Source organism: Actinomycetospora sp. CA-053990 (genome assembly GCF_050948445.1).
In the GTDB taxonomy this organism is placed as follows: domain Bacteria; phylum Actinomycetota; class Actinomycetes; order Mycobacteriales; family Pseudonocardiaceae; genus Actinomycetospora; species Actinomycetospora callitridis.
This window is the reverse complement of record NZ_CP192043.1, coordinates 3,705,024-3,716,414: the sequence shown is the minus strand read 5'-3', so window position 1 is coordinate 3,716,414 and position 11,391 is coordinate 3,705,024. Positions and strand designations below refer to the sequence as shown.

At 71.7% G+C, this 11,391-nt stretch carries 12 protein-coding genes; 11 read left to right on the top strand and 1 reads right to left on the bottom strand.

Going from position 1 to position 11,391, the window contains the following annotated elements; all coding sequences use genetic code 11:
- Positions 1–46 precede the first annotated feature (46 nt).
- The 9 genes from ACQPYN_RS19110 to ACQPYN_RS19070 all read left to right on the top strand — a co-directional run bounded on the left by ACQPYN_RS19110 (position 47) and on the right by ACQPYN_RS19070 (position 9,575).
- On the top strand, positions 47–325 hold the full coding sequence (locus ACQPYN_RS19110; protein WP_433026122.1) for a hypothetical protein: 279 nt from the start codon (positions 47–49) through the stop codon (positions 323–325).
- Positions 322–693, top strand: a complete 372-nt coding sequence (locus ACQPYN_RS19105) for a hypothetical protein (RefSeq protein ID WP_433026119.1) — start codon at positions 322–324, stop codon at positions 691–693. Before ACQPYN_RS19110 ends, ACQPYN_RS19105 begins: the two co-directional genes overlap by 4 nt.
- A gap of 180 nt (positions 694–873) precedes the next feature.
- Positions 874–2,157: an NAD(P)/FAD-dependent oxidoreductase gene (locus ACQPYN_RS19100; protein ID WP_433026116.1), complete on the top strand. Its 1,284-nt coding sequence runs from the start codon at positions 874–876 to the stop codon at positions 2,155–2,157.
- A gap of 95 nt (positions 2,158–2,252) precedes the next feature.
- Positions 2,253–3,233: a malate dehydrogenase gene (locus ACQPYN_RS19095; protein WP_433026113.1), complete on the top strand. Its 981-nt coding sequence runs from the start codon at positions 2,253–2,255 to the stop codon at positions 3,231–3,233.
- 29 nt (positions 3,234–3,262) lie between these two features.
- On the top strand, positions 3,263–3,643 hold the full coding sequence (locus ACQPYN_RS19090; RefSeq protein WP_433026110.1) for a cupin domain-containing protein: 381 nt from the start codon (positions 3,263–3,265) through the stop codon (positions 3,641–3,643).
- A 34-nt stretch (positions 3,644–3,677) separates the two neighbouring features.
- Positions 3,678–4,520, top strand: coding sequence for a 4-hydroxy-tetrahydrodipicolinate synthase (dapA, locus tag ACQPYN_RS19085; RefSeq protein ID WP_274198174.1), 843 nt, complete (start codon positions 3,678–3,680; stop codon positions 4,518–4,520).
- Between the two features lie 149 nt (positions 4,521–4,669).
- Positions 4,670–5,419 (top strand): hypothetical protein, encoded by a 750-nt coding sequence (locus ACQPYN_RS19080; protein ID WP_433026106.1) that lies wholly within the window; start codon positions 4,670–4,672, stop codon positions 5,417–5,419.
- Positions 5,420–5,614: 195 nt separating this feature from the next.
- The gene (dnaE, locus tag ACQPYN_RS19075) at positions 5,615–9,157 is read left to right on the top strand and encodes a DNA polymerase III subunit alpha (protein ID WP_433026103.1); all 3,543 of its coding nucleotides are present in this window, start codon (positions 5,615–5,617) and stop codon (positions 9,155–9,157) included.
- 31 nt (positions 9,158–9,188) lie between these two features.
- A complete protein-coding gene (locus ACQPYN_RS19070; protein WP_433026100.1) occupies positions 9,189–9,575 on the top strand; it encodes a VOC family protein in 387 nt (128 codons plus the stop codon).
- A 3-nt stretch (positions 9,576–9,578) separates the two neighbouring features.
- Here ACQPYN_RS19070 and ACQPYN_RS19065 read toward each other — a convergent pair whose 3' ends face one another.
- A complete protein-coding gene (locus ACQPYN_RS19065) occupies positions 9,579–10,043 on the bottom strand; it encodes a group II truncated hemoglobin (RefSeq protein ID WP_433026097.1) in 465 nt (154 codons plus the stop codon).
- Between the two features lie 84 nt (positions 10,044–10,127).
- Here ACQPYN_RS19065 and ACQPYN_RS19060 point away from each other — a divergent pair, with 84 nt between their 5' ends.
- Both ACQPYN_RS19060 and ACQPYN_RS19055 read left to right on the top strand, forming a co-directional pair.
- Positions 10,128–10,952 (top strand): class II aldolase/adducin family protein, encoded by an 825-nt coding sequence (locus tag ACQPYN_RS19060; RefSeq protein ID WP_433026094.1) that lies wholly within the window; start codon positions 10,128–10,130, stop codon positions 10,950–10,952.
- A gap of 11 nt (positions 10,953–10,963) precedes the next feature.
- Positions 10,964–11,380 (top strand): PPOX class F420-dependent oxidoreductase, encoded by a 417-nt coding sequence (locus ACQPYN_RS19055; RefSeq protein ID WP_433026091.1) that lies wholly within the window; start codon positions 10,964–10,966, stop codon positions 11,378–11,380.
- Positions 11,381–11,391 lie beyond the last annotated feature (11 nt).

The window sequence follows — 11,391 nt, the reverse complement described above, 5'->3', positions numbered from 1 at the left end:
TGGCGATCGTGCTCGCCGTCGTGCTGGTGATCGCCCTGCTGACCGCGTGGGTGGCGGGCGCCGGCAGCACGCCGTCGCAGGGCGTGCCCGGGAGCACCGACGCCACCCGTCTCGGGCCGGCGCCGGGGAGACCGTCACGGGGTACCTGGCGCGCGCCGCCGTGGTGCCGCCGGGGCCGCCCGGGCCGCGTCCCGCGCTGGTGCAGTTCGCGGTCGAACAGGATCTCCCCGGCGCGGCGGCGGCCGTCGCGGGCACCGGGGCGACCGCCCGGGAAGCCGTGTTCCGGGTGCCTCTGCCGCGGGTGCAGACGGCGTTGCGGGGGTGACGCTCGACGCCTCGGGCACGGTCGACCCCGTCGCGGCCCTCCGCCTCGCCGAGGCCCGGGCGGGCAACCAGGCGGGGGAGCAGGCGCGGACGTCCTCGGGTCGCCCCGCCGCGGTGGCGGCCGCCGAGTCCGCCCGCCTGTCGGCCGGGTGCGCGTGCGTCGTCGCCCTCGTCGTCGAGACGGACCCGGCGGCGCTCCCCGCCCTGCGCGTCCGGCCCGGGGTGCGCGCGGTGGAGGTCGCGCCGCCCGGGGCGCGGGTCGGGGCGCTCGCGGTGTCGCCGCTGCTGCCGGAACAGACCGACGACGGGCGGGACCCGCCCGAGACCGTCGGCCCGGTACCCGACGACGGCCCGGTGCCGGCGGGATGACCGCCCGGCGCGTGTGAGAGGGCCGACAAGCGACCGGACGCCGTCGGCCCCTGGGGTCTGGCGTGGTGGAGGACGATGGAGGGTACGACCCCGAGGAACGCCCGGTGGGCGCGGTGGTTCCGGTTCCTGAATCGAACCGGCCAGCGCCGACGGGCACGAGCGCGAGAGGAGCACGGCACCATGACCGCCGATCTGTCGACCCGGGGCGAGCCCTCGGGGACGTCGATCACGGATGCCGATCCGCGCCCGCACGTCGTCGTGCTCGGCGCCGGGTTCGCCGGCATCGCCGCCGTCCGCGCCCTGCGCAAGGCGCCGGTGCGCGTGACCCTCGTCGACCGCCACAGCTACAGCACGTTCCAGCCGCTGCTCTACCAGGTGGCCACCGGCGCGCTGAACCCCGGCGACATCACCTACGGCGCCCGCGGCTTCGCCGCCCACACCGGCGCGCGCTTCCGCAAGGGCGAGGTCCTGGCGATCGACCCGGAGACGCGGACGATCTCCCTCGACCTCGGGCCCGACCTGCACTACGACTACCTCGTCATCGCCAACGGCGTGACCACCAACTACTTCGGGGTGCCCGGGGCGGCCGAGAACGCCTACCCGATCTACACGCGCGCCGAGGCCCTCGCCGTCCGCGACCGGATGACCGGCTACCTCGACCGGATCGCTGCCACCGGCGAGCGCCGCGGCGCCTCGGTCGTGGTGGTCGGCGGCGGCGCCACCGGCGTGGAGATGGCGGGCACGCTCGCCGAGCTGCGCAACACCGTGCTGCCCGACCGGTACCCGGAGCTCGACCCGTCCGAGGTCAACGTCGTGCTCGTCGAGATGACCGACAAGGTCCTCCCGCCGTTCGCCCCGCGCCTGCGGGAGTACGCCGCCGCGCAGCTGCGGGCGCGGGGTGTCGAGCTGCGTCTCGAGGCCGCGGTCAAGGAGGTCCGGCCCGACTCCGTGCTCCTCGCCGACGGCACCGAGCTCGAGGCCCAGATGACCATCTGGGCCACCGGCGTCTCCGCCCACGAGCGGGTGAAGAGCTGGGGCCTGCGGCAGGGCAAGGGCGGCCGGATCGTCGTCGGGGGTGACCTCCGCGTGCCGGAGCACCCCGAGATCCTCGTCGCCGGGGACATCGGCGTCATCGAGGACGACCCGCTGCCCCAGCTCGCGCAGCCGGCGCTCCAGAGCGGCGGGCACGCGGGCCGCACGATCGCCCGGCTCCTGGCGGGCGAGCCCACCGAGCGCTTCCACTACAAGGACAAGGGCACCATGGCGACGATCGGGCGCGGCTCGGCCGTGGCCGACATCGCCCACGGGCCCAAGCTCGTCGGCGTGCTCGCGTGGCTCATCTGGATGTTCGTGCACGTCTTCGCGCTACTGGGTAACCGGAACCGGATCATGGTGTCGCTGGGCCTGACCTTCCGCTACCTCGCGCAACGGCGCGGGCAGATGGTGGTCGGCGACCCGGGCTGACGCCCGCTGTGACCGAGGCGGCCTGCCTGCGCGTGCCCTGCCCGGGCATGCGAGGCTCCGCCGCGACCGACCTCGACGACAGAGCAGGAGCCCCGATGGCGCCCACCCCCGTCAACGTCACCGTCACCGGCGCGGCCGGACAGATCGGCTACGCGCTGCTCTTCCGCATCGCCGCCGGCGACCTGCTGGGGGAGGGTGTGCCGGTCCGGCTGCGGCTGCTGGAGATCCCGGACGCCGTGAAGGCCGCCGAGGGCACCGCGCTCGAGCTCAACGACAGCGCCTTCGAGCTCCTCGACGCGATCGACGTCTACGACGACGCCTCGAAGGCGTTCGAGGGCACCAACGTCGGCCTGCTGGTCGGCGCCCGCCCGCGCAGCAAGGGCATGGAGCGCGCCGACCTCCTCGAGGCCAACGGCGGCATCTTCAAGCCGCAGGGCCAGGCGCTCAACGGCGCCGCGGACGACGTCAAGGTCCTCGTCGTCGGCAACCCGGCGAACACCAACGCCCTCATCGCCCGCGCGAACTCCGACGTCCCGGCCGACCGCTTCACCGCGATGACGCGCCTGGACCACAACCGCGCCGTCGGCCAGCTCGCGACGAAGTTCGGCGTCCGCGTCGGCTCGGTCTCCAAGATGACGATCTGGGGCAACCACTCGGCCACCCAGTACCCCGACGTCACCTACGCCGAGGTCGACGGCAACCCGATCGGCGACCAGGTCGACCGGAGCTGGCTGACCGACGAGTTCATCCCGCGCGTGGCCAAGCGCGGCGCCGAGATCATCGAGGTCCGCGGCGCCTCGTCGGCCGCCTCGGCCGCCGCCGCCGCGATCGACCACGTCCACACCTGGGTCAACGGCACCAAGCCCAACGACTGGACCTCGGCGGCGATCGTCTCCGACGGCTCCTACGGCGTGCCCGAGGGACTCGTGTCGTCGTTCCCGGTCACGGCCTCGAACGGGAAGTTCGAGATCGTCCAGGGCCTCGACATCAGCGACTTCTCCCGCGAGCGCATCGACGCGTCGGTGAACGAGCTGGCCGAGGAGCGCGACGCCGTGCAGAAGCTCGGTCTCGTCTGATTTCGGCTTCGTCTGACATCGTTGCCCGCGTGAGCAGCGAACCCGTCGAGGTCTTCCGCGGCGACCAGCTCGCCGAGGGCGACCCGACGCCGGGGATGCGCCGCGAGGTGGCGTTCTCGACCGACGCGTTGTGGGCAGGGCTCGTGCACACCGATCCCGGTGCCTCGTCCGGCTGGCACCACCACGGCGAGCACGAGACCAGCCTCTACGTCGTGCGCGGCGCGATGCGCCTGGAGTTCGGCCCCGGCGGCGGCGACGCCGTCGAGGCCGGACCCGGCGACTTCCTGCGCGTGCCGCCCCACACGGTGCACCGCGAGTCGAACCCCACGGCCGAGCGCTCGACGGCCGTCATCGGGCGCGCCGGCGAGGGCCCGCCCACGGTGAACGTCGACGGCCCGGACCCGGCGTAGACCGCGGGTGGGCCGGTCAGGCAACCTGAAAGCCATGAGCCTCGGCGCCGTCCTCACCGCCATCGTGACCCCGTTCGCCCGCGACGGTTCGGTCGACGAGAAGGCCTTCGTCGACCTGATGGGCCACCTGTACGCGAACGGCACCGACGGGCTCGTGGTGTGCGGGACCACCGGCGAGGCGTCGACGCTCTCCACCGAGGAGCACCTGCGCCTCGTCGAGCTGGCCGTCGAGCACCGCCCGGCCGGGGCCACGGTCGTCGCCTCCACCGGCTCCAACGACACCCGGCACGCGTGCGAGATGACCGAGCGGGCCACCGCGGCGGGCGCCGACGCGATCCTCTCGGTGACGCCGTACTACAACAAGCCGAACCGGCGGGGCATGCTCGCGCACTTCGGCGAGGTCGCCCGGGCCACCGACAAGCCCGTGGTGCTCTACAACATCCCCTCGCGCTGCGTGGTCGACCTGCCCAACGACCTGCTCGCCGAGCTCGCCCAGATCGAGCGGATCGACTACGTCAAGCAGGCCAACAACGCCAACCTCGCGCCCGTCGACGGCCTGGGGATCTACGCCGGCAACGACGACCTGTTCGGCTCGGTGCTCGAGATGGGTGGCTGCGGCGGAATCCTCGTCGCGAGCCACGTCGTCGGCCCGGCGATGCGCCGCATGGTCGACGAGCCCGACCAGCGCGCCGAGATCGAGGCCTCGCTCAAGCCGCTGTTCGACGCCCTGGGCGTCACCACCAACCCGATCCCGGTCAAGGCGGCCCTCGACCTCCTCGGCCGCCCCGTCGGCGGCCTGCGCCTGCCGATGGTGGAGGCCGACGAGCACGAGCGCGAGGTCGTGCGCGCGGCGCTCGTGGGGGCGGGGCTGCTGTAGCCCGGCGCCCCTCGCGCACGGAGATCACGAGGGCGAGGAGCACCTCACGGGGCTCGTTCCGGTCGCTGGTGCACTGCTGATCTCGTGAACGGCGGCGTTGTCGGGGGTGCGGCGCATGCTGCGACTCGGGACGACCCCGAGGAGGAGCGATGGGCAGGCGCAGGCGCGACGGGCAGCGGCGGGCGGCGAAGGTGGAGGCGCGCCGGAGGCGCCGGGAGGCGATGGCGCGGCCGAGGCGCAGTGGTCCCGGGCCCGCCGGCGTGGCGCCCGCGACGTCCCGGTCTCCCCGGGTCGGCACCGACCGGGTCGCGGCGTTCGTCCCGGATTCCGTGGGGTGCGAGGACGGCCTGTGGGACGACCTCGAGGACGACGACGACTTCTGGGACGAGCTCGACGAGCTCGACGACGACCTGGATGACGACCTCGACGACGAGCCGGGCCCCTTCGCGGCACTCCAGGACCGCATCCGTGCCGTGGTCGCGGAGACCGTCGAGCGGCGTGACCCCGAGGTCGCCCGCCGCTTCGTCGCGGGGTCACCCCACGACGAGGCCCACCCGTTGCGGGGCGACCGGACCCTGATCGACCTGTTCGTCGCGTCGTGGCTGAGCAAGGCCCGGCGGCGGCGATCGGACCCCGACCTGGCCCGCCGCGCCGTCACCTGGGTCGACGAGCACCTGGGCGAGACCGCGCCGGTCGTGGCGGACGCCGCGCGTGTGCTCGGCCCGGCGGCTGCGGAGGCGAGCCGGGAGAACTTCCTGCGGACACCGCCCGACGTCATCGTCGCCCGGATCTGGCTGCTCGCGGCGGTCGTCGCCTTGGCCCCGGTGCGCGACCCCGTGCGGATCGACCTCCTGAGCGCCGCCGACGACGTCCACCGACGTGCCCTGGGGCCCCTGTGACACGTGGGACGAGCCCGGATCCGGGCGACACGCCGGGCCCCGGGAGGTGAGCAGCGCGGACGGGTGGAGGGCTCGGGGAGGGGCGTCGCTGTCGGGGGGCGCGGATAGGCTGGGGCCCATCCCGCCGACCCCGTCCCGCCTCGCGGGACCCCCTCGACGGCACCCCGTTCCCGGCGCTCCTGGAGGTCCCGCGACGTGACCGGCGACTCGTTCGTTCACCTGCACACGCACACCGAGTTCTCCATGCTCGACGGTGCCGCGCGCCTGGACGACCTGTTCGCCGAGGCCGCGCGCATGGGGATGCCGGCGCTGGCGATGACCGACCACGGCAACACCTTCGGCGCCTACGAGTTCTGGAAGAAGTCGAAGGCCCACGGGGTCAAGCCGATCATCGGCATGGAGGGCTACCTCGCGCCCGGCAGCCGTCACGAGCGCAAGCGGGCCACGCTCGGCGGGCAGGTCATCTCGGACGACAACCCGGGCCAGATGTACACCCACATGACGCTGCTGGCCGAGAACACGGAGGGGATGCACAACCTCTTCCGGCTCTCGAGCCTCGCCAGCCTCGAGGGGTACTACTACAAGCCCCGCATGGATCGCGAGCTGCTCGAGACCTACGGCAAGGGGATCATCGCGACGACGGGCTGCCCGTCGGGCGAGGTGGCGCGCTACCTGCAGCAGGACGACTTCGACGGTGCCTGCCAGGCCGCCAGCGACTACCGCGACATCTTCGGCGCGGAGAACTTCTTCTGCGAGCTCATGGACCACGGCATCGAGATCGAGCGCCGGGTCCGCGACGACCTCTACGACCTCAAGAAGAAGCTCGACCTGCCCGGTCTCGCGACGAACGACCTGCACTACACGTACGCCAAGGACGCCAAGCCGCACGAGGTGCTGCTCTGCGTCCAGACCGGCAAGACGATGAACGACCCGAACCGCTTCCGGTTCGACGCGCAGGACTTCTACCTCAAGAGCGCGCAGGAGATGCGAGCCCAGTGGGACGGCGTCTTCCCCGAGGCGTGCGACAACACCCTGGCCATCGCCGAGCGGGTGCACGTCGAGTTCACCGAGGGCCGCGACCTGCAGCCGGTGGCGCCGGTGCCCGAGGGCGAGACCGAGGGCTCCTGGCTGGTCAAGGAGGTCGAGCGGGGCCTGCACTGGCGGTTCCCGAACCGCGTCCCGGAGAACTACCGCAAGCAGGCCGAGTACGAGGTCTCGGTCATCATGCAGATGGGCTACCCGGGCTACTTCCTGGTCACGGCCGACCTGCTCAACTACGCCCGCTCGGTCAACCTGCGCGTGGGCCCCGGCCGCGGGTCGGCGGCGGGGAGCCTCGTCGCCTACGTCCTCGGCATCACCGATCTCGACCCGATCCACCACAAGCTGATCTTCGAGCGGTTCCTCAACCCCGAGCGCGTCTCCATGCCCGACATCGACATGGACTTCGACGAGCGCCGGCGCGGCGAGATGATCCGCTACGTCACCGAGAAGTACGGCGAAGAGAAGATCGCGCAGATCATCACGTACTCCACGATCAAGGCGAAGGCCGCGATCAAGGACTCCGCGCGCGTGCTCTTCGGGCAGCCGGGCTACGCCGTGGCCGACCGCATCACGAAGTCGATGCCGCCCGCGGTGATGGGCAAGGACATCCCGCTCTCCGGGGTGTTCGACCCCAGCCACAAGCGCTACTCCGAGGCCGCCGAGATGCGGGCCCTCTACGAGTCCGACGCGCAGGTCAAGGAGATCGTCGACACCGCCAAGGACCTCGAGGGCCTCAAGCGGCAGTGGGGCGTGCACGCCGCCGGCGTGATCATGTCCAAGGAACCGCTGATCGACGTCATCCCGATCCAGCGGCGCGAGGCCGACGGCGCCATCATCACGCAGTTCGACATGGGGGTCTGCGAGACCCTCGGCCTGCTGAAGATGGACTTCCTGGGCCTGCGCAACCTCACGATCATCGACGACGCGCTCAACAACATCACGCTCAACGGCAAGGAAGCGCTCGACCTCGACAACCTCGGGCTCGACGACAAGGCCACCTACGAGCTGCTGTCCCGCGGCGAGACGCTCGGGGTGTTCCAGCTCGACGGCGGGCCGATGCGCGACCTCCTGCGCCGCATGGCCCCCACCGAGTTCGACGACATCTCGGCCGTCGGCGCGCTGTACCGGCCCGGTCCGATGGGCGCCAACGCCCACAACGACTACGCCGACCGCAAGAACGGCCGCCAGGAGGTCACGCCGATCCACCCGGAGCTCGCCGAGCCCCTCAAGGAGGTCCTCGGCGAGACCTACGGGTTGATCGTCTACCAGGAACAGGTCATGGCGATCGCCCAGGTGCTCGCGGGCTACTCGCTGGGCAAGGCCGACCTGCTGCGTCGCGCCATGGGCAAGAAGAAGAAGGAGATCCTCGACAAGGAGTACGAGGGTTTCGCCCAGGGCATGAAGGACAACGGCTACTCGGCCGCGGCGATCAAGACGCTGTGGGACATCCTGCTGCCGTTCTCCGACTACGCGTTCAACCGTGCGCACTCCGCGGCCTACGGCGTCGTGTCCTACTGGACGGCGTATCTCAAGGCGAACTACCCCGCCGAGTACATGGCCGCGGTGCTCACCAGCGTCCGCGACGACAAGGACAAGGCGGCGATCTACCTCGCCGAGTGCCGCAAGATGGGCATCACGGTGCTGCCGCCCGACGTCAACGAGTCGGTGCTCAACTTCGCCCCGGTCGGCACCGACATCCGCTTCGGGCTCGGCGCGATCCGCAACGTCGGCACCAACGTCGTCGACGCCATCGTCACCTCCCGCCGTGAGAAGGGCGCCTTCACCGACTTCTCGGACTTCCTGCGCAAGGTCCCGCAGCAGGTCTGCAACAAGAAGACGGTCGAGTCGCTGATCAAGGCGGGCGCCTTCGACTCGCTGGGCCACCCGCGCAAGGGCCTCGCCCTGGTGCACGCCGAGGCCGTCGACGCGGTGATGACCACGAAGAAGGCCGAGGCGGACGGGCAGTTCGACCTCTTCGGCAGTTTCGACGGAGACCAGTCGGACGCGGACGCTGCCGATACGACGGGCATGTTCGACGTCAAGGTGCCCGAGGGCGAGTGGGAGCCCAAGCACCGCCTCGCGCTCGAGCGGGAGATGCTCGGTCTCTACGTGTCGGGGCACCCGCTCAACGGCCTCGAGCAGGTCCTCGCCAGCCGGGCCGACACCGCGATCACGAAGATCCTCGAGGGCGACGTCGCCGAGGGCGCGACGGTCACGGTCGGCGGCATCCTCGCCACCGTCACCCGGCGGGTGAACAAGAAGGGCGAGCCCTGGGCCTCGGCGCAGATCGAGGATCTCGCCGGTGGCATCGAGGTGCTGTTCTTCCCGCGCACCTACGCCGCGGTGTCGATCGACGTCGCCGAGGACGCGATCGTGCTGGTCAAGGGCAAGGTCAACAAGCGGGACGACCGCGTCAGCCTGTTCGTGGAGGACCTCGCGGTGCCCGATCTGTCCGGTGGGGTCGGCGGCGCGCCGGTCAAGGTCGTCCTCGAGAGCGCGCGCTGCACGCCGGAGCGGGTCGGCAAGCTCAAGGAGGTCCTCGTCGCCCACCCGGGCCCGAGCGAGGTGCACCTGACGCTGATGGCCGCCAACGGGGCGAGCCACGTGCTGCGTCTCGACGACGGGCTGAAGGTCCAGAACTCCGGCGCCCTCATGGGTGACCTGAAGGCCCTGCTGGGTCCACGCTGTCTGGGCTGAGCACGCTGACCCACGCTGGGAGGAGCCGGTCATGAGCGGTCGGGTGGTCCATTTCGAGGTCCCGTTCGACGACGGCGACCGCGCGCGGGCGTTCTACGGCGCGATCTTCCGGTGGACGCTGCAGGACATGCCCGGGATGGACTACACCATCGCGATGAGCGGGCCGGTCACCGAGACCGGGGAGCCGGAGGAGTCCGGGTTCATCAACGGCGGGATGTTCCAGCGGGGCCCGGACACCCCCCGCAGCCCGGTGCTCGTCGTCGACGTCGGCGACATCGACGAGACCCTCGCCCGCGTCTCCGAGTACGGCGGCACGGTGGTGCAGGGCAAGCAGCCGGTCGGTGAGATGGGCTTCGCCGCCTACTTCCGCGACACCGAGGACAACGTCATCGGGCTGTGGGAGACCGCGGGCGGCTGACGGTCACACCGCCAGCCCGTCCCAGGTCCACCGCGGCATCGCCGCTCCCGCCGGGACCTCGGCCCCGGGCGGCGAGTACACGAGCACGTCGGCCACCGCCCACTCCATGTAGGCGCGCAGGCATGCCCGGAGCTCGGGGTCGTCGGGCACGCCGGCGTCGTCGAGGGCCAGCAGGAAGCAGGCGAGGAAGCGGCGCCCGAGGTCGTCGATCTCCCCGTTGCCGCTGTGCAGCCACAGCACGTGCGTCTGGTCGGCGCACCCCCGCGAGTAGCGCGCGGGGCCGCCGAGCACCTCCGCCCAGTAGGCCGCCAGCCGCTCGACGTGCTGCGGGTGCAGGTGGGAGCCCGAGAACGGGTGCTCGAGCTCGGGGTCGGCGAGGCAGCGCCGGTGGTGCGCCCGGGCCAGGGCGAGGAACGCGTCGTCGCCGCCGACGGCGTCGTAGGGCGTCGGCCGTCCTGCTGTGGTCACGCCGGGAAGCGTGACCCGGTCCTGAGCATCCGACAAGCATCGGCCTCTTGACCCGGGCCGGGAACGCGGCGCACGGTCGAAGGCATGGCCGCCCCCACGCAGGACCGACGCACCGAGAACGAGATGTCTGCCTTCAAGCCCTCGCAGGAGGGCATCACGATGCCGCAGCCGCCCATCTTCGCGACGAGCGCCGAGGAGCGGCTGCACCGCAAGCAGCAGCTCGCGGGCGCGTTCCGCATCTTCGGGCGCTTCGGGTTCGGGGAGGGGATCGCCGGGCACATCACGGTCCGCGACCCCGAGGACCCGCACATGTTCTGGGTCAACCCGTTCGGGATGAGCTTCCGGCACATCCGCGTCTCGGACCTCATCGCGGTGAACCACGACGGCGACATCGTGCACGGCACCAGGCCGGTGAACCAGGCCGGCTTCGTCATCCACTCCGCGGTGCACCACGCGCACCCGGAGGTCGTGGCCGCCGCGCACGCGCACTCGGTGTACGGCAAGGCGTGGTCGTCGCTGGCCCGGCCGCTCGACCCGATCACGCAGGACGCGTGCACGCTCTACGAGAACCACGGCGTCGTCACCGAGGGCCGCGGAGCCGTCGTCCTCGACCCGGAGGTCGGACGCGCGCTCGCGACGGGGTTGACCGGCCGCAAGATGGTCTTCCACCAGAATCACGGGATCTTCGCCGTCGGGCAGACGGTGGCCGAGGCCGCGTGGTGGTTCATCAACACCGAGCGCAACTGCCAGGCCCAGCTGCTGGCCGAGGCCGCCGGGACGCCGACGCAGATCGACCACGTGAACGCGAAGTTCTCCGCCGAGCAGACCGGCACCGCCTACGCCGGCTGGTTCTCGTTCCAGCCGCTGTGGGACGAGGTCGTCCGGACGGACCCTGATCTGTTCGACTAGCGTTCGAGGGTGTGGAGGAACTCACGCCCGAGGTCCGCGAGCTGTGCAGCGCTCGCAACATGGCGCACGTCGCGACGCTGATGGCCGACGGGTCGCCGCACGTCTCTCCGGTGTGGATCGCGGTGGAGGGGGACCGGCTCGCGATCTTCTCGACCGCCGCGCACCTCAAGGTCCGCAACCTGCGCCGGGACCCCCGCGTCGCGATCTCGATCTGCGACGAGCGGAATCCGTACCGGTCGGTGGTCATCCGGGGGCGCGTCGTCGAGGAGATCGAGGACGACACGGCGATCGAGATCATGGACCGGATGAGCCGCCGATATGTGGGCCAGGACTTCCCGGTGCGCTCGTCGATCGTCTCGCTCATCGAGCCGGAACGCATCCGGGTCCAGGACCTGCCCTTCGAGCACCCGCAGGACGTCGCCGGCTGACGGCTCGTGCC